14 protein-coding genes and 1 riboswitch are annotated in these 19,052 nt (G+C 60.9%); of the genes, 4 read left to right on the top strand and 10 right to left on the bottom strand.

The genetic code is table 11. The features are described from left to right. The first annotated feature begins 40 nt into the window (after positions 1-40). Complete coding sequence (locus OOZ53_RS04885) at positions 41-1,015, top strand: NADPH:quinone reductase (protein WP_271088203.1); 975 nt, start codon at positions 41-43, stop codon at positions 1,013-1,015. A gap of 224 nt (positions 1,016-1,239) precedes the next feature. After that, on the top strand, positions 1,240-1,920 hold the full coding sequence (locus OOZ53_RS04890; protein ID WP_271088204.1) for a hypothetical protein: 681 nt from the start codon (positions 1,240-1,242) through the stop codon (positions 1,918-1,920). A gap of 87 nt (positions 1,921-2,007) precedes the next feature. On the opposite strand, the gene cobO is transcribed toward OOZ53_RS04890, so the two are convergent. The 6 genes from cobO to OOZ53_RS04920 form a co-directional block, all read right to left on the bottom strand. After that, complete coding sequence (gene cobO, locus OOZ53_RS04895) at positions 2,008-2,646, bottom strand: cob(I)yrinic acid a,c-diamide adenosyltransferase (RefSeq protein WP_271088205.1); 639 nt, start codon at positions 2,644-2,646, stop codon at positions 2,008-2,010. Continuing rightward, the gene (gene cobN, locus OOZ53_RS04900; RefSeq protein ID WP_271088206.1) at positions 2,639-6,397 is read right to left on the bottom strand and encodes a cobaltochelatase subunit CobN; all 3,759 of its coding nucleotides are present in this window, start codon (positions 6,395-6,397) and stop codon (positions 2,639-2,641) included. The genes cobO and cobN overlap by 8 nt, the downstream gene beginning before the upstream one ends. An 8-nt stretch (positions 6,398-6,405) precedes the next feature. Continuing rightward, on the bottom strand, positions 6,406-7,485 hold the full coding sequence (gene cobW, locus OOZ53_RS04905) for a cobalamin biosynthesis protein CobW (protein ID WP_271088207.1): 1,080 nt from the start codon (positions 7,483-7,485) through the stop codon (positions 6,406-6,408). Between the two features lie 7 nt (positions 7,486-7,492). Next, on the bottom strand, positions 7,493-8,020 hold the full coding sequence (gene cobU, locus OOZ53_RS04910; RefSeq protein ID WP_271088208.1) for a bifunctional adenosylcobinamide kinase/adenosylcobinamide-phosphate guanylyltransferase: 528 nt from the start codon (positions 8,018-8,020) through the stop codon (positions 7,493-7,495). Between the two features lie 236 nt (positions 8,021-8,256). Next, positions 8,257-8,600: riboswitch (cobalamin riboswitch) on the bottom strand. A gap of 80 nt (positions 8,601-8,680) precedes the next feature. Next, on the bottom strand, positions 8,681-9,466 hold the full coding sequence (locus tag OOZ53_RS04915) for a GGDEF domain-containing protein (protein WP_271088209.1): 786 nt from the start codon (positions 9,464-9,466) through the stop codon (positions 8,681-8,683). A gap of 273 nt (positions 9,467-9,739) precedes the next feature. Next, positions 9,740-11,197 carry a cobyric acid synthase gene (locus OOZ53_RS04920; protein ID WP_271088210.1) on the bottom strand — a complete coding sequence of 486 codons (1,458 nt, stop codon included), beginning with the start codon at positions 11,195-11,197 and terminating at the stop codon, positions 9,740-9,742. A gap of 209 nt (positions 11,198-11,406) precedes the next feature. Between OOZ53_RS04920 and OOZ53_RS04925 the strand changes: the two genes are divergently transcribed. Next, a complete protein-coding gene (locus OOZ53_RS04925) occupies positions 11,407-11,547 on the top strand; it encodes a hypothetical protein (RefSeq protein WP_271088211.1) in 141 nt (46 codons plus the stop codon). 59 nt (positions 11,548-11,606) lie between these two features. Here OOZ53_RS04925 and OOZ53_RS04930 read toward each other — a convergent pair whose 3' ends face one another. From OOZ53_RS04930 to OOZ53_RS04940, 3 genes are all read right to left on the bottom strand, one after another. After that, positions 11,607-12,635: an alpha/beta hydrolase gene (locus OOZ53_RS04930; RefSeq protein WP_271088212.1), complete on the bottom strand. Its 1,029-nt coding sequence runs from the start codon at positions 12,633-12,635 to the stop codon at positions 11,607-11,609. Between the two features lie 549 nt (positions 12,636-13,184). Then, complete coding sequence (gene mmsB, locus OOZ53_RS04935) at positions 13,185-14,072, bottom strand: 3-hydroxyisobutyrate dehydrogenase (RefSeq protein ID WP_271088213.1); 888 nt, start codon at positions 14,070-14,072, stop codon at positions 13,185-13,187. A 31-nt stretch (positions 14,073-14,103) separates the two neighbouring features. Beyond that, positions 14,104-15,267 carry an isobutyryl-CoA dehydrogenase gene (locus OOZ53_RS04940; RefSeq protein WP_271088214.1) on the bottom strand — a complete coding sequence of 388 codons (1,164 nt, stop codon included), beginning with the start codon at positions 15,265-15,267 and terminating at the stop codon, positions 14,104-14,106. Positions 15,268-15,539: 272 nt separating this feature from the next. Between OOZ53_RS04940 and OOZ53_RS04945 the strand changes: the two genes are divergently transcribed. Further along, the gene (locus OOZ53_RS04945; RefSeq protein WP_271088215.1) at positions 15,540-16,151 is read left to right on the top strand and encodes a DUF922 domain-containing protein; all 612 of its coding nucleotides are present in this window, start codon (positions 15,540-15,542) and stop codon (positions 16,149-16,151) included. Positions 16,152-16,172: 21 nt separating this feature from the next. Here the strand turns inward: OOZ53_RS04945 and fdhF are convergent, their stop codons facing one another. Further along, positions 16,173-18,962, bottom strand: coding sequence for a formate dehydrogenase subunit alpha (gene fdhF / locus OOZ53_RS04950; RefSeq protein ID WP_271088216.1), 2,790 nt, complete (start codon positions 18,960-18,962; stop codon positions 16,173-16,175). Between the last annotated feature and the right edge of the window lie 90 nt (positions 18,963-19,052).

Below are 19,052 nucleotides of genomic sequence, written 5' to 3' on the forward strand. Positions count from 1 at the left end.
GGACAAGCTCCACCGATCCCGCTCCAGAGGAGAAAACACAATGAAAGCCGTTCGATTCCATGAGTTTGGCGGGCCGGAAGTCCTTCGGTTGGAAGAGGTGGAGGATCCGGTGCCGGGTCCCGATGACGTGGTCTTTCGCGTCAGGGCCATCGGCATCAATCCGGCCGATACATATATGCGCACCGGCACCTATCGCATTCCGCCGGACCTGCCCTGCATCCCCGGAGGCGATGCGGCCGGCGACATCGTTGCGGTCGGCGACAATGTCACGGATTTCAAGCCGGGCGACCGGGTTTTCACCGGTGTCTCGGTTGGCCTTGATTTCACCGGATGCTATGCGGAACTGGCAAGACGCCCGTCCGCTCATGTGACGCGCATTCCCGATTCGGTCAGCTATGCGGCGGCGGCGACCTTCGGGGTCTCGTACCCGACGGCGCACTACGCCCTCTTCGAACGCGGCGGAGCGAAAGCCGGCGAGACCGTTTTCATACACGGGGCCAGCGGATCGGTGGGCACGTCCGCGATCCAGCTTGCAAAGCGCGCGGGCCTCAAAGTCATCGGCAGCGCCGGATCGAGCGCGGGCATGGACCTGGTCATGAGCCAGGGCGCGGACCACGCCGTCAATCATACGGACGACAATTATCTCGATGCCGTCATTGCGGCGAATGGCGGCAACGGGCCGGATCTCATTCTGGAAATGCTTGCCAATGTGAACCTCGCGGCGGACATGGAGATCGCCGCTCTGCACGGACGCATTATCGTCATCGGCAACCGGGGCGAGATCGAGATCAACCCGCGCATGGCGATGGCCAAGGAACTGGATATTCGCGGCATCATGCTCTGGAACGTGACGCAAGAGCAGTTGGCAGCGATCATGAAGGATATTCTGGCCGATGCTGCCGACGGCTCAATTCACCCCGTCGTGGGTCGCGAGCTGCCGCTGGCCGATGCCGCCAAGGCGCATGAACTGGTGCTTCAAAACGGCAATGCCGGTAAAATCGTCCTGATACCCTGATTTGGTGGGGCGCGTTGCAAATTGCAAATTTTATAAGCTGCCTGAACGACCGCGTGGTAAATTTCCGGTTCAGTCTGGGCAGTTCAATACGCATCTTTCATTTCACGCCCGCTTGTCCGATTAACAACACCAGAAAAATCTAATTCACTTCTTAGAAAAATCTAAACTTGAAAAATTCAGATTTTAGATTAATCTTAACTCTGAAGAAACTCACGGAGTGAATGATGGAACTAAGTGGACGCGTCCGGATACTCGATAATGCTGGATTTGGCGTATGGAAAGTTGAGGCCACCCCCAAAGACCTACAGTTTTTGGGAAAACCGCTTGCGCGTGCGCATGGGAGGTCCGTCATCTCATTGCAGAACTGGAAGCTTTCTGAAGACAAAAACTTCCTAACGTTCCCAATAGACAAAGCAAGTGTGCTTTTGCTTGGTGACAATGAAGACTGCATCGCCATTGATCGGGAAGCTTCAACTGACAAATTATCAAGTTCAAAAAAGAAGCCTGATAGCTTTGCGACTCAAAGAAGTGCTATGATCTCACAACAAAATCCCACTTTTGGAGATCAAGCATTTATAGCAGCCTGCGAAGCGGAGGCTCTGCCACCTAAAATCGTCGAACTTGGCAAGAAATTTCTTTCGCGCGTACGAGATTTTTCAAATGATAGACTTCGAGAAGGAAAGCACAGGAAGTGGGTAACTTACCCCAAAAACTTCCTTGCTCTAACGATTCAAAACCGTAACCAACAGTTTTGTGTTCATGTCAGAAAAACTAGCGTACTGGATTCTCTGACTGGCAGTTTGGATATTCGCGACGACAGACCTGGCTATGTTAGGTTCTGGTTACAGGACGAATCTCAACTGGAGGCGGCAGTGACCGCATCAAAAGGTTCTTTTGACGTGTAGCAACCAATTTTGATGAGCCGTCGATCAAGGCAAGTAAAGCATTCATCACATTTGCTTTTCTCGCTGCCCCGCTCAATGAGATCCAGCCTAAAACTCGATCCCGACCTGTGCTTTCACGCCCGACCGGAACGGGTGCTTGACCATTTCCATCTCGGTCACGAGGTCGGCGAAATCGATCAGTTCGTCCTTGGCGTTGCGGCCGGTGATGATGACATGCTTCATCTCCGGTTTCTGTTTCAGGGTCTCGATGATCTCGTCGACCGGCAGGTAGTCGTAGCGCAGCACGATGTTGAGCTCGTCGCACAGCACCATGTCGTGCACGTCGTCGAGGATCATTTCCCTGGCCTTTTCCCAGGCCTGGCGCGCCGCCTCGATGTCGCGCTGGCGGTCCTGGGTCTCCCAGGTGAAGCCCTCGCCCATTGTCGCCAGCGTCACCTGGTCCGGAAAGGCTTCCAGCACCTTGCGCTCGCCAGTGCCCCATTTGCCCTTCACGAACTGCACGACCCCGACTTTCATGTCGTTGCCGATCGCCCGGAAGATCATACCGAAGGCGGCGGTGGATTTGCCCTTGCCCTTGCCGGTATGGACGATCGTCAGGCCCTTCTCGATGGTCTTGGTGGCGATGATCTTGTCGCGTGCCGCCTTCTTCTTCTTCATCTTCTCGGCGTGGCGCGCATTGAGTTCCTCTTCCGATAGGTTTTTCAGTTTTTCCGATTTTTCAGCCATGTCCCGAAAGCCTTTCCTCCGTTTTGCCGGCCAGCGCCTGCAGTCCGAACCGCGCCGAATTCGAGCGCGGCGTCCACAGGCCACGCTCGATCGCCTCCTTGAGGCGCCCCGCCATTTCGCACAATGCCGGCGGATTGTGTTCCTCGATGAATTCGCGCACGGCATCGTCCATGATGAAGGCCTGATAGACAGCCTCGAAATGATGATCGCGCACCGCGCCCGTCGTTGCCGCGAAGGCAAAGAGATAATCGACCGTGGCGGCGATCTCGAAAGCGCCTTTGTAGCCGTGCCGCATGACGCCGGCAATCCATTTGGGATTGACAACCCGGCCGCGCACCACCCGGGCGATTTCCTCGTCCAGCGTCCGGATGACCGGCCTTTCGGGCCTTGAATGGTCATTGTGGTAGATGGATGGGCGCGCGCCGGAGAGCGTTTCGACCGCCGCCGTCATGCCGCCCTCGAACTGGTAGTAATCGTCGCTGTCGAGCAGGTCGTGCTCGCGGTTGTCCTGGTTCTGCACGACAGCTTCGACGGAGCGCAGCCGCGTTTCGAATTGCTGTCGTTCGGCCCTGCCCTCCGCATGGGCGCCATAGGCATAGCCGCCCCAGACCAGATAGGCCTCGGCGAGATCCGACTGCGTTTCCCAGCCCTTCTCGTCGATCAGCGCCTGCAGGCCGGCGCCATAGGCGCCGGGCTTCGATCCGAAGACGCGATAGCCGGCCCGTTCAATGGCGGCGGACTCGTTGGCGCCGGATGCAACAAGCGCATCCCTGTCGGATCGCATGCGCGCCGCGATCGGATTGTCCCCATCGTCTTCATCCAAAGCGCCGACCGCCCGCACGGCCTTGTCGAAAAGCGCGATCTGATCCGGAAACGCGTCACGGAAAAAACCCGATATGCGCAGCGTCACATCGACGCGCGGCCGCCCCAGAACCGCATTCGGAATGACCTCGTAGCCGGTCACGCGCCGCGATGCATGGTCCCAGACGGGCTTGACGCCGATCAGCGCCAGCGCCTGGGCGATATCGTCGCCGCCGGTGCGCATGTTCGATGTGCCCCAGGCGGTCAGCCCGAAGGAGGTCGGCCATTCGCCATTGTCCTGCGTATAACGGGCGATCAGCATCTCGGCGGACTTCCTGCCAAGTTCCCAGGCAGCCGGCGTCGGTACACTGCGGCTGTCGACCGAATAGAAATTGCGCCCTGTCGGCAGCACATCCGGGCGACCGCGCGTCGGCGCGCCCGAAGGGCCAGGCTCGACGAAACGGCCGGAAAGCCCCTCCATCAAGCCGTCGATCTCGGCCCTTCCGGAGCGCTCGACAGCGGGGCGCAGACGATCATCGATTTCGGCGAGCACGGCGGCTGTCGCCTTCCAGCTCTCGGGGCATGCAACCTCACCCGGTACGAGGCGCTGGGCGGCAAGCTCCACACGCTCGACCGTGTCGCCGGCCGTCCGCCACGGGTCCCCACTGAGATCGGCAAGTATGTCCGGTCGCGGCCCGGTCCATGGTTGTGCCATTTCGCAGTCGAGTGGATCGAAACCGAGACCGAGATCATCGGCTATGGCGCGCTGAAGGCTGGCATCGCCCCTTCCCCCAAGACCGCGCGGAACGCGCGCAAGGGCACAGACCAGATCGTCGAGCAGCCTTCCCTCGGGGGCTTTGCCGAAGATATGCAGGCCGTCGCGGATCTGCATTTCCTTCAGGTCGCACAGATAGGCATCGAGCTTTTCCAGCGCTGCCTCGTCACCGTCCTTTTCGGAGATGCCGGCATCCGTGTCGAGGCCGATATCCCTGACAAGATCGAGGATCTGCCCCTTCAGCAGGCGCAAGCGCCTGGGGTCTCCACCTGCCGCCTCGTAATATTCGTCGACCAGCGCCTCAAGGTCCTTGAGCGGCCCGTAGCTTTCGGCGCGCGTCAATGGCGGCGTCAGATGATCGATAATGACGGCCGCGCTGCGCCGTTTGGCCTGCGTGCCCTCGCCCGGATCATTGACGATAAACGGGTAGAGATGTGGCACGGCGCCGAGCAGCGCCTCCGGATAACAGGCGTCGGAGAGTGCCAGCGCCTTTCCGGGCAGCCATTCGAGATTGCCGTGCTTGCCCATGTGAACGAGCGCATCGGCGCCGAATTCTTCGCGCAGAAACGCGTAGAATGCGAAGTAGCCATGCGGCGGCACCAGATCCGGGCAGTGATAGCTCTCCTTCGGATCGATATTGTAGCCGCGCGCCGGCTGAATACCGACCATGACATTGCCGAAGCGGGAAAGCGGCAGCGCAAAAGCCGAGCGCCGGGCGAGGAAATAGGGATCGTCCTCCGGCTCGCCCCACCGCGCATGCACGGCTTCGCGAACGGCCTGCGGCAGGCCGGAAAAGAAAAGACGGTAAGCCTCGAGATTGAGCGTTTCCCGGATATCCCGTGCGTCGACCGCCGCATTGGTCGGGCCGGCCATCAGATGACGCATCAGCGCATCACCGTCACCGGGCACATTTTCGACAGCGTATCCCGCCCCGGCCATCGCGCGCAGCACTTCCACCGTTCCGGCCGGCGTATCGAGCCCGACACCGTTGCCGAGCCGCCCGTCGCGGTTGGGATAGTTCGCCATGATCAGCGCGACACGGCGCTCCTTGTCCGGCCGACGCCGCAGCCGGGCCCAGCCGGAGGCAAGCCGCGCGACAAAGGCGACACGGTCGGCGAGCGGTTCGTGAGTCACGATATTGGCCTGGACCGCTTCGTCGAAAAAGGCGGCCGACTTGAACGACACGGCACGGCTGAGCACGCGTCCGTCCACTTCCGGAAGCGCCACGTTCATGGCGAGATCGCGTGCCGTCAGCCCTTGTGCCGATGCCCGCCAGGTTTCATGCGTGGAGCCTGAAAAGATTGCCTGGAGCACCACCGCGCCCGTCGATTCCAGAACCGTTGGCTTGCGCGCGCCACCGGGGGACGACACGGCGAAACCGGTCGCATTGATAACGACATCCGGCGCATGCCGGGCAAAAAGCGTTTCGACCGTCGCGACCGACACCGGGTCCTTGAGGCTGGAAACGAAGATCGGCAAGGGCTGCATGCCCTGATCCTGCAAGGCCTTGATCAGCGCTTCGACAGGCTGGGTCTGCCCGCTCTGCACCAGCGCGCGATAGAAGCAGATCGGCACAACCGGCCGTCCATCGTCCTGCGGTACCACATCGTCGAATGACGGGTTTTCGCTGCCCGGCCACCACAATCCGGATTTCAAGAGCGGCACCGCCGCCGTGGGCCGTTCAGAGCCGTGTAGCAATGCCGCGCAATATTCGAGAAAGGAAACCGCATTGTGCGCGCCGCCTTCGACGAGATAGTGCCACAGCGCGTCGACATCCTTAGCCGGCAGCGTGTTGAAATTCGCCAGTCCAGGGTCCGGCTTGTCGTCACCCGGCAGAGCGGCGAACATTGCGCCCTGCCCGACGGCTGCCGCGTTCAGAGCTTCCAGCGCGTAGGAAAAATAGCTGGCCCCGCCAAGCGCCCGAACGATGATCAGCCTGGCGTGGCGGGCTGTCCGCTCGATATAGGTGTCGACGGACATGGGATGGCGCAATTCCATGAGATTTGCCAGCCGCACGGCTGGCGCCGCCTCGCCCAGTGTTGCGCGCGCCTTGGCAAGGCCGGCGAGTTCCGTGTCCGCCGCCGTCAGGAAGACGATGTCACCCGGCGTCTGGCCGAGGTCGACCGCCTCGTCGCCATCGGATATCGAACCTTTCTGGGCAAGCAGCAGGTGCATCGCTCACATCAGCCTTTTGCTGCGCGGCGGATCGCATCGGCGATCGCGGCCTGGTCGATATCGTGGAGTCCGATGACGACGAGGCGCGTCGCCCGGTCCTCCGCCGATCCCCAGGGCCGGTCGAAATAGCTGTCTATACGCGCACCCACCGCCTGGATCACCAGACGCATCGGCTTGCCAGGCAGATGCGCGAAGCCTTTCAGGCGAAGAATGTCGTGTTCGGCGATGACGCTCTTGAGCGCATCGACAAAGGCAACCTGATCGGCGATTGACCCGGCCTCCACAACGAAACTCTCGAATTCATCATGATCGTGATCATGGTGGTGATCCTCGCCCGCCTCGTGTGCGGCCTCATGCTCAAGCTCATGGTGCGATTTGCGGTTGCCGATATCGGCTTCGCTTTCCATGCCAAGACCGAGCAGGACATCGGAAGGCACCTGGCCCTGGCGCGCGGTCACCATTGACGGGCTGCGGCGCGAGCGGCCGGCAATATCCTCCCGCACCGCCTCCAGGCCGGTCGCATCCAGAAGGTCGGCCTTGTTGAGGATGATCAGATCGGCCGCCGTCAACTGATCCTCGAAGAGCTCCTCGAGCGGGCTTTCGTGGTCGAGCGCGTCGTCGGCCTGTCGCTGCGCGTCGAGGCGGTCATGGTCCTCGGCGAACCGGCCGTCTGCCACGGCAGCGCTGTCAACGACGGTGATGACCCCATCGACCGTCACACGCGTCTTGATATCCGGCCAGTTGAAGGCCGCGACCAGCGGCTGCGGCAATGCCAGACCGGATGTCTCGATGACGATATGATCGGGCCTCTCGTCGCGCTCCAGCAGCTTTTCCATGGTCGGAATGAAATCATCGGCGACCGTGCAGCAGATGCAGCCGTTGGTCAGTTCGACAATGTCGTCTTCCGTGCAGTTTTCGGCGCCGCAGCCCTTCAGCACCTCCCCGTCGACGCCAAGATCGCCGAATTCGTTGACGATGAGCGCGATTTTCCGCCCTCCGGCATTGCTTAGAAGATTGCGGATCATGGTGGTCTTGCCGGCTCCGAGGAAACCGGTGATCACGGTCGCGGGGATTTTCTGGCCCTGCATGATGGTTTCATCCCTTCATTTTCAGCGGCAGCCCGGCCGCCAGCAGATAGACTTCGTCGCTTTGCGCGGCGATCAATTGGTGCAAGCGCCCGGCGTGGTCGCGAAAAGCCCGCGCCATGGCGTTTTCCGGCACGATGCCAAGACCGACCTCGTTCGAAACCAGAACCACAGGGCCGGCACATTGCGTCAGGCATTCGGCGAGCGCCGCCGATTCAACATCGACGTCCCGTTCTTCCATCATCAGGTTCGTCACCCACAGTGTCAGGCAATCGATCAGGACGGCACGGTCCCGTGCACAGTGCTCGGTCAGTGTTTCGACAAGCGCCAATGGTTCCTCGACAGTGCGCCAATCGCTGCCGCGCCGCGCCTGATGATGGCGAATGCGCGCATCCATCTCGGCATCGAAAGACCGGCCTGTTGCGATATAGACCGCTTTCAGGCCGCTATTTTCGATATATGTCTCGGCAAAGGCGGACTTGCCCGACCGCGCGCCGCCGAGCACGAAGACCTTTTTCGCGTTCAGCTGTCCGGTCACGGCAGCGATCCACGAGGAACGGGCAGGAAATCCGCGCACATGCCCGGCATCGAGCCCGCCATCGCGTTGGCGGGTAGCATTCGGCTCGTCATTCGATCGTGTTCTCTAGGGACAGGATCGATTGCCGCGAATCGGCGTCGGAAAAGCCCCGCCTGAAATCGGTGCGCGCGGTAAATTCATTGAAGCCATAGCAACCTCCGTGTCTGGCCCGGGATCATCCCATTATGTGCGGGCATGTCTGCCCGTCGCGAATGGCAGGTCTCCTGGCTCGCGGATCGACCGGCCAAAGGCCGGTCCGGCGCACCCTCGCCTTCCCAAAGTGTCGCGGCGCAAAGGCGGACGATTCGCAGATTTCTAGAGGCGTCCAACCCGGTTCATTGCGCCGCCACTTCAGTGGCTTACCGCCGGACCATGATTCAATTCATCAACGAATTGTCACATGGGCCGCGGTCGGGATTGCCAATCCGCTCTACAGTCGCGGGGTCGGCTGCGATTAAGGCGCCCGGCTTGGGTCCGCCCGTCACATTCCCTTTTGATCCCTCTGGCTTGGCCATGCGGGACCATTCGCAAGTCTGAGTGATAGGATTGTTTGACGCGCACTGTCAATCGCGATTGCGTCATGCATCGTGCCGACAACGAAGCGCTCGCGGCGCCGGTGCCTCACGCGGCGGTGGGAAGCCCGAACTGCCCCTTTCCGCAACTGATGCGGTTGCGTCCGTCCTTCTTTGACTTGTAGGTCAGAAGATCGGCCTGGCGCAGGGCCGTCTCGAAATAGGCGCCGCCTTCGTAACGCACCAGCCCGATGCTCACCGTGAGGCGGATTTCGTGGCAGTCATAGAGAAAGACATTGCGTTCGACGGCATGGCGAAGCCGTTGCGCCACCTGCAGCGCCTCGTGCTCCGTTCCTCGGCTGAGCGCGACGGCAAATTCCTCGCCGCCCATGCGCGCGACCGCATCGTCGCTTCTAAGAGTGATGCGGAAAAGATCGGCAAGCTGAACGAGGATGGCATCGCCTGCATCGTGTCCGAACCGGTCATTGACCTGCTTGAAGTGATCGAGATCGATGACAAGCAGCGCCCTGCTGCCGGCCGCGTCGTCCGTATCGTCGATTTCCACCGACTTGTGCAGATCGACGAACGCGCGACGGTTGAGCAGCCCCGTGAGCGCATCGGTTCGCGAAAGCAGGCGGAAAAACTCCGCGGCAAGGTCCGCGCGGGCCTGCAACAAAACCACGTAAATGACGAACGGAACGGCGACGATCACCGTGATCTTCAGGCACAAGAGCACATTGGCCAAACGTTCGGCGCCCGTGAGATCAGGGTAGAAATATCCGTTAACAGCCTGGGCAAATACGATAATCGCGGCCATCAGCAGCAGCGACCGGACGACGATCGGGCGTGTCCGGTTTCTGAAGACGCAAAAAAATGACAAGTCCGGGTATGTCACCCCGCTCTCCCACACAAGCGTTACACATCCCGCCGGCGCAGATGCACCGACCCGGCCCCTGGACTGGTCCAAGCGTCACAACACTTGTGTAGCGGCGAGTGCCGGCCCAAGGGCAGTGCAACTGTCATTCGCCGGCCGGAGGCGCCAAGGCTCCCGGCATTCGCGTATCGCGCAAGCATACGCACCTGACCAAATTCATACTGGCCAGGCCCACATCCAGCACATTAGTGCCAATTCGCAAATATGCCTTTAGGAAACGCGGTTAGCGGGTGGTTAAAGAATATCTTCAAAGCCCGGAAATTGCGGGCTTAAAAGCTCCGACAGCCTGGCGGCAATCCCGTCCAGTGCACGGTCCACCTCGGCGCGATAGTTCATGCCGTTGCCCTCGATTCCAAGGTCCGCAAGGTACTGGCGGCGAAATGCATCACCCGAAAACAGACCGTGAAGATAGGTTCCGGCAACGCGCCCGTCCGCCGAAACCGCGCCATCGTCGCGCCCGTCGATGATGCTGAAAGGCCGCTGGCAATCCGGCCCCTCGGTCCTGCCGAGATGGATCTCGTATCCGGAAAGCGGAACATCGAAGACGGCGCTAACGGCGCTGACGTTCCGAACCGTCTTCTCCGGTTCCATTTCCGTGACCACATCGAGGAGCCCGAGCCCGTCCGCCTCGGTTTTGTCGCCCTCTATGCCCTGCGGATCGAAGACCTTGCGGCCGAGCATCTGGAAGCCGCCGCATATGCCAAGCACATGACCGCCGCGCCGCACATGCTGCTCGAGCTGCACGTCCCAACCGTTCCGCCGAAAGGCGGCCAGGTCCGAAATCGTCGACTTGGAGCCGGGAATGACGACCAGCCCGGCATCGCAGGGCAATTCGTCTCCCGGCCGTACCATCACGACCTCCACCTCTGTTTCTGCCGAGAGCGGATCGAAATCGTCGAAATTGGCGATGCGCTCCAGCATCGGCACAGCGATCTTGAGCGCGCCACCGGTGGCGCGTGTCATGCGCTCGAGCACGACCGAATCTTCAGCCGGCAACCGGCGGGCCTCTTCAAGCCACGGGATCACGCCGAAACACGGCCAGCCGGTGAATGCGCCAATCTGGTCAATGCCCTCGTCGAACAACGAAACGTCGCCGCGAAACTTGTTGATGAGATAGCCGCATATCTGCCGCCTGTCGTCCTCCGGCAATATCCGGTGCGTGCCAGCCAGCGAGGCGATCACACCGCCCCGATCGATATCGCCGACCAGAACCACCGGCACGTCGGCCCGCGTCGCAAAGCCCATATTGGCAATATCGTTGGCGCGCAGATTGATCTCGGCCGGCGAACCGGCGCCTTCCACGACAACAATATCGGCGCCGTCGCGCACCGCCTCCCAGCTTTCAAGGACCGCGCCGAGCAAGCCGCCCTTGAGCGCCTGGTAGTCGCGCCCTCCCGCCGTGCCCCAAACCTTGCCGCGCACGACGACCTGGGATCCGGTTGTCGTTTGCGGCTTCAACAGAACCGGGTTCATATGCACCGATGCCGGCACCCGGCAGGCTAACGCCTGCAGCCATTGCGCCCGCCCGATCTCACCGCCATCATCGGCCACCGCGGCATTGTTGGACATGTTCTGCGGTTTGAACGGGCGAACCTTCAAGCCCCGATTGGCGGCAAGGCGGCACAGCCCCGCAACGAGCACGGTCTTGCCGACATCGGAGCCGGTTCCCTGAAGCATGATGGCTTTGGTCATAGGTGATGATCTATCACCGCCGCGCATCTGTGAAAAGCAGCCAAACCTCTGACCCGTTTAGACGAATCCGCAAATGCGGCCGATCGCGCCGGCTTGTGCGCAATAAAGATAGCCGACGACGTTTTCAGGTCTTTTGCGGATCGATCCGCGCGACTATATCGGCGCCGGAAACAACGGGGCGTGTCACGCCCAATTCGAGGAACGAAGCGATGTTGTATATCTTTAACAAGAATGACGGCGTGCACATTGCATGGAACGGCGAGGCAGGAAACGGCGAAAAGAAAGAAACGCCGAACCGTGGGCCCGTTGCAAGAGCCGCAGCCTGGATCCGGACCTATTCCGCCGGCTGATCGACACAATCCGAAGACTGCAAGAGAGCCGCGGCATCGTTAACGTGCCGCGGCTCTCTTTATTCGTTTGTAGGAAAGTGAACAACGTTCTCCGCGAACCTGGCGCCGCTATCCGCCGCCTGCGCCTGCGGGTAGTCGCTACGATCCTGCCCGAGCATCGCGAGATTGAGCCCCTCATCCTGAATGATCCGGATCAGCGTCGGCGAGCTCGCATAGACGCCGTGCTTCGTCAGGCCGCCATCCGGTACATTCGACAAATCGACAACGGTTATTCCGAGCGATTGCCATGTCGCGATCTCCTCGCCTTCGCCGACTCTCGGGGTTCCGCGCCGCACCAGCTGCGAGGCCCTCAGTGCCTGGTCTTTTGAGGAGACGAACATGACGAAGGGATCGGGCAGCGGATCGATCTTGCCGACCTGCTCCTTGAACACATCGTTGTCGATGTCGGGTGCCGCCAGGACCAGCGCGCCGACCGATCGAAGCAGCTGTTTGTCTCCGCTGATGCTCGCTTGCCGCAGGGTTTCCATCGTAAGCAGCGTGCCCATGGAGTGTGCGACGATAAAAGTGCTGCGCGCCTTTGAACGCTGCAATAGTTTCAGGGTCCGGATGAGGCCGTCCCTGGCGTATTGGGCACTGTCCCGGTCGTAGAGATAACCTTGGAGTTTTCCGGCCGACGGCCAGGAATAAGTGACCGGCACCGCCCGGACATTGTAATCCTTCCGCAATTGAGCGTGACGATAGACCGATTCGCCGAACTTGGTGTTGTATCCGTGCACAAAAACGAAGGCGACACGTTCCTTCGGCGGGCGCTTGAGCATTTCCCTGTTGATGGCTTCTACAAAGGCGGTCTCGTCATCGAAGCTGTCCACGCGAACGGCACCGAACTCCCTCGACGGATCGGGTACATCCGTCGGCCCGATGAGTTTCCCGACCTTGCGTTGCTTCGGCACCGAGACATCGATATCTGCGAAATGCAGCCGGTCGGCCCGTTCGCTGGAGAAACGCATCTCGTTCCGGTTTGTCGGCGCGCGCATAGTCGCGACAAAGACACGTTCGATATCGGCTATCTGCGTGTTTGCGGCCACCACCGGAACGTTCCATTCCGAGGTCGTGCAGGCCGAGCCGCCAAGTGGAACAATGATGATGCAAATCAGGCGAAATACATAAAATTCACAAAAGCAATTTTTGACTGAGAACAGCGCTGGCACGTGATCCCCCCGCGTCAGAATATTCTCGCCCCCGGCCCGGCACGCTACGGCAAGGCTCCGGCCTCTGACAAATAAATTTTGTTTTCAGAAAGTGATGAAGTTGGCCGGCCGATTGGACCGCACTGAATCCGTTGGCGCAGTGGACGCGCGTGGCAGCATACCGGCAAATGGTCGCAAACCACGATGCAAATCGGAAATTGAACCCTGCGGTTTGATACGCGATGACCGCGCTACGGGACTTCCCGGGCGCGGTTTGACCACTTGGTTCGTGGCCCTTCGCAATTGGTCTGCGAAGATCGCTGGCACCCCGGTACGCAGTACCTGATCCGGAGCGGTCGACGGGTGACCCGCCGCAGATCTGTTCTAGGGGAATAACGTTACCGGACGGTTATTGAGACCTTAATCAAACCTAAATTCGGTGCTTTTGCGTCATTTTTTTTCCTGCCCGCGCAGGAAATTGATGATACCGGAAAAATCGGTGCCGCCCTCGCCGGCGGCGTTGAAGAGCGCATAGAGCTGCGCTGCGCTGGCACCGAGCGGCGTGACGGCCCCGGAACTTTGAGCCGCATCCTGGGCAAGTTTCAGGTCCTTGAGCATCAGCGCCGCCGCAAAGCCCGGCCTGTAGTCGTTGTTCGCCGGAGACGTCGGCACCGGCCCCGGCACCGGGCAATAGGTATTGATCGACCAGCACTGGCCCGACGATGTCGATGCGACGTCGAACAAGGCCTGATGCGACAGGCCGAGTTTCTCCGCCAAAACGAAGGCCTCTCCGGCGGCGATCATCGAAATGCCCAGGATCATGTTGTTGCAGATCTTGGCGGCCTGGCCGGCGCCGCCATCACCGCAGTGCACGATCCGCCCGGCCATGGGATCGAGGATGGGTTCGGCCAGTTTGAATGCCTCATCCGAGCCGCCGGCCATGAAGGTCAGTGTTCCGGCCTCCGCACCGCCGACACCGCCGGACACCGGCGCGTCGATGGAAAGCATGCCCTTCTCGGCGGCAAGCCCGTGCGCAAATCTCGCGCTGTCGACATCGATGGTCGAGCAGTCAATGAACAATGTCTGGGCCCGCGCCTTTTCAAGCACCTCGCCATAGACGGAAAGCACATGCTGGCCGGCGGGCAGCATCGTAATCACCACATCGGCATCCTCGACGGCAGCCAGCGCCGAATCGGCAATGGCAAGCCCGTTGGCGCTTGCTGTCTTGAGATTTTCAGCAACAAGATCGAAGCCGGTCACGTGCAGCCCCGCCCTGACCAGATTCGCGGCCATGGGATTTCCCATATTGCCGAGGCCGATAAACGCAATATTCGTCATGTCCGCTCCTGCCCTTTGCTTTCAGTCGGTCCTACCGCGTCAAATGCCGCGCGATGATGACCCGCATGATTTCGTTGGTGCCTTCCAGGATCTGGTGGACGCGCAGGTCGCGCACCAGCTTCTCGACACCATAATCGGCCAGATAGCCGTATCCGCCAAAGAGTTGCAATGCGTCGTTGGCAATCTTGAAGCCGGTATCGGTGACATAGCGCTTGGCCATGGCCGACCAGGTTCCGGCATCGAACGCCTTTTGATCCAGCCGGTCGGCCGCCGCGTAGAGCAGCAGACGCGATGCCTCCAGTTCCGTCGCCATATCGGCCATCTTGAATTGCAGACCCTGGAACTGGTTGATCGTCTTGCCGAAGGCCTTGCGTTCCGACGTATAGTCCAGCGCCTTGTCGAGCGCCGACTGGGCACCGCCAAGCGAGCAAGCGGCAATGTTCAGCCGTCCGCCATCGAGCCCCGCCATAGCGATCTTGAAACCCATGCCCTCGTGATTGATGCAGTTTTCCGCCGGTACGCGGCAATTGTCGAAATTCACCTGGGCGGTCGGCTGGATGTGCCAGCCCATTTTCGATTCCGGCGCGCCGAAGGAAAGACCGGGCGCATCTTTCGGAATGACGAGGGCCGAAACCCCGGAGGCACCCTCGTCGCCCGTCCTGACCATGGCGACATAGATGTCGTTGACGCCGGCGCCGGAAATAAACTGCTTCGATCCGTTGATCACATAGCTGTCGCCGTCCCTGACGGCACGTGTCTTGAGCGCCGCCGCATCCGAACCCGAACCGGGTTCCGTCAGACAGTAGCTGGCGATCTGCTCCATCGAGGTGAGCCCCGGAAGAAACCGCTCGCGCAACTCTTGCGAGCCGAACTCGTCGATCATCCAGGCCGCCATGTTGTGGATCGAAATGAAACTGGAGAAGGCCGGACAGGCCTTGGCCAGCGCCTCGAAGATCACGACCGCGTCGAGGCGTCCGAGGCCGGAGCCGCCGACATCGTCGCCCACATAGATCCCGCCGAGGCCAAGCGGCGCGGTCTCGCGGATCACATCGATCGGAAAATGCCTCGCCTGATCCCATTCCACCGCATTGGGCGCCACGCGGTCCGCCGCAAAAGCGGCGACCATTTCCTGGATGGCGCGTTGCTCGTCCGTCAGACCGAAACGGTCCTCGCGCGTTTCCACCGCTGCGTCCATCGTCTGCCTCCCGAATCTATGCCGCGAAGGGTTTCAAGGCACCCTGCGGCTCACGATTTGTCAGTGTAAACCGGTCGGCCACACAAAAACAAACAAACGACCGTTCATTTCCATCAAGCATTTTTGTTCAGCACGGTAAAGCCCGCACCGTGCTTTTTTGATCACACAAACCTCTGGACCGGTTTTATTGTTTGATCATATTGTACCCGACACTATTTGTCCGCAAACTTGACGCAGAGCTCGGTTGTACACAGTTGGAGAGCGAACGGTCCATGCGACGGAACCCGATGCACAATCGCGACAGGCGCCCTCTTGGAGCGGGACGAGCAATATTTCTTGTTCTCGCGCTTGTCGGCCTGTCGGCCTGCACGAGCACGAGTTCGGGTCTGACGACCGTCTACTACAAGGTTCCAGGCACCACGGCCAGCCAGATCAACGAGCAGATCGCCCGGCGCGGCCCGCAGAACGGCCACGCGATCGGCACGACGGAAACGCGCATGACGCCGCGCGTCAAGACGGTACGGGAGGGCGATACCTGCCGCATCGAAACCGCCGAGATTGACCTTGATCTGCTTGTCACATTGCCGGAATGGTCGGAACTCAACAGGGCCGACGGACGGACCCGTTCCGCTTTCGAGGCACTCAGCAAGCATGTCGAATGGCACGAACAGCAGCATGTCGACATATCGAAGAAGCACAAAAGCCTGATCGAGAACTCACTCGTCGCCATTCCGCCGCAGAAATCCTGCCGCCAGTTGATGACGAAGGCACGTGCCCTCTTCCGGGCGATGTTCGAGGAGCACAACCGCGAACAGCGCGCATTCGATGCATCCGAGCGCGAAGCCATCGAACGGCGCCTGCGTTCACTTGGCTATCTCAGCTGACCGGCCGCGACCGGAAAAAACTCACTCCGCGGCATCCGCCGCCGAGATCGCCTCGATTTTCGCAGCACAGTATTTGAACTCGGGAATTTTTCCGAAAGGGTCCAGCTTCGGATTGGTCAGCCGGTTGGCCGGGCTTTCATTGAAGCAGAACGGCATGAAGATCATGCCGTCGGCGACCTCCCGGTCCGACCGCAAGACCGCCTCGACGATACCCCGCCGCGTTTCGACGGCGACCATCTGCCCGGCCTCAAGCCCCTGGCGTTCGATCTCGTAAGGGTTCATCACGGCAATCCCCTGCGGCTCGATCTCGTCGAGGACGCCCGAGCGGCGGGTCATGGCGCCGGTATGCCAGTGCTCCAGCAGACGTCCGGTCGTCAGAACCAGCGGAAACTGCTCGTCCGGCACTTCGTCAGGCGGCAGCAAGTCGGCCGGAACGATCTTGCCCCGCCCGTCAGCAGTCGGGAAGCCTTCGCGGAAGATCACTTCATTGCCGGGCCGGTCGACGGCATCGGCCGGATAGGTGACCGAATCTTCCTGTTCGAGCCGCTCCCAGGGAATGTTGTTGAGGGACGGCATGACGGACGCCATTTCCGTGTAGACGTCGGAAATATGCCCGTAGTCCCAGCCCAGACCGATGCCCTTCGCCAGGGCCGCGATCAGTTCCCAGTCCTGACGCGCTTCGCCCGGCGGATCGAGCGCTGGCCGGCCGATCTGCACCTGTCGGTTCGTGTTCGTATAGGTTCCGAGCTTTTCGGCATGCGCCGACGCCGGCAGCACCACATCGGCGTGCCACGCCGTCTCCGTCAGGAAGATATCCTGCACCACGAGATGATCGAGCGCCGCCAGCGCCGCACGCGCGTGCTGTTGGTCCGGATCCGACATCGCCGGATTCTCGCCCATGATGTACATGCCCTTGATCTTGCCATCGAGGATCGCGTCGACGATCTCGACAACCGTCAGGCCCTTCACCGGATCGAGCGAACGTCCCCACAGATCCTCGTATCCGCTGCGTATGTCGACATTCTCGACAGATCTGTAATCCGGGAAGAACATCGGGATGAGCCCCGCATCCGATGCGCCCTGGACATTGTTCTGGCCGCGCAGCGGATGCAGACCTGTGCCGGGGCGCCCGACATGACCCGTGGTCAGCGCCAGCGCGATCAGGCAACGCGAATTATCGGTCCCGTGGGTGTGCTGGGAGATACCCATGCCCCAGAAGATGATCGAGCGCTCCGAGGTCGCGTAGGTGCGCGCCACGTCCCGCAGCGTTTCGGCGTCGATACCGCAGACCTCGGCCATGGCTTCGGGCGTGAAGTCCTTGACCTTCTCCTTCAACGCCTCGAAGCCCGAGACATTGGCCTGGATATACTGCTCGTCATAGAGCTGTTCGGTGACGATCACGTTGAGCATGGCGTTCAGCATCGCCACATCGCTGCCGGGCTTGAACTGCAGCGCATGCGTTGCATGGCGCATCAGCCCCTGGCGGCGCGGGTCCATGACGATGAGCTGCTTGCCCTGCTTGACCGCCTGTTTGAAATAGGTCGCCGCGACTGGATGGTTGGTTGCCGGCCGCGCGCCGATCACGACGATGCAGTCGGATTTCATGGCATCCGTGAACGGCGCGGAGACAGCGCCGGAGCCGACGCCTTCCAGCAATGCGGCAACCGAGGATGCGTGGCAGAGCCGCGTACAGTGGTCGACATTGTTGGTCCCGAAACCCTCGCGGATGAGCTTCTGGAAAAGATAGGCTTCCTCATTGGAGCCCTTGGCCGATCCGAAACCGGCCAGCGCGCTTCCGCCGTCGCGATCAAGGATGGTCTTCAGCCCGCTCGCGGCTTTTTCGAGGGCCTCTTCCCAGCTCGCCTCGCGGAAGATCGTCAGCGGATCGACCCCGCGCAGGTCCATGTCACCGGCCTTCGGTGCATCGTCACGGCGGATGAGCGGCTTGGTCAGCCGGTCGGGCGAATGCACATAATCGAAACCGAAACGTCCCTTGACGCACAGGCGATTCTCGTTCGCCGGACCGTCACGACCGTCGACCTGGACGATGCGGTTGTCCTTCACGGCAACGCTCGTCTGGCAGCCCACACCGCAGAACGGGCACACGCTATCGACCACCTTGTCGAAGGCCTGGACGTCCCTCCTGGTGTTGCTTTCATCCATCAGCGTTTTTTCATAGAGCGCACCGGTCGGACAGGCCTGCACGCATTCGCCGCAACTCACGCAGGTCGACAGTCCCATCGGGTCGTGGATGTCGAACACCGGCACGGAATGATTTCCGCGCCCGGCCATGCCGATCACGTCATTGACCTGAACTTCCCGGCAGGCGCGCACGCAGGCGCCGCAGGTGATGCAGGCATCCAGATTGACGGCGATCGCCGGGTTGGAGACATCGAAGCCGCGATCCATGCCGCCATCGGCAAATTTCGACGGAAACCGGTCCGATCCGTTGATGCCCATGGACGACGCCCAATCCCAGAACGCCGACTGGTTGTCCGGGCTTTCCTCCTGCGGCCGCATATCGCTGGCAAGCAGTTCGAACACCATGTGACGGGATTTTTCCGCCCGCTCCGTATCGGTGCGCACGACCATCCCGTCGGTCGGTTTGCGGATGCAGGAGGCGGCAAGCGTGCGCTCCCCCTCAATATCGACCATGCAGGCGCGGCAGTTCCCGTCGGGCCTGTATCCGGGCTGATCAAGGTGGCACAGATGCGGGATTCGGGTGCCTTCCCGCTTCGCCACGTCCCAGATACTCTCGTCCTCGGCCGCCGTTACGGTCTTGCCGTCAAGGCTGAACGTTACATCCGTCATCTGCACGCTTCCTCAGAAAACACCAAACCGTTTGGGCTCTTCTTAACATAGTGCTCGCCAGCACCGGTGACCGCTCCAGATACGAACAAA

Source organism: Allohoeflea poritis (assembly GCF_027889715.1).
GTDB classification, from domain to species: Bacteria; Pseudomonadota; Alphaproteobacteria; order Rhizobiales; family Rhizobiaceae; genus Hoeflea_A; species Hoeflea_A poritis.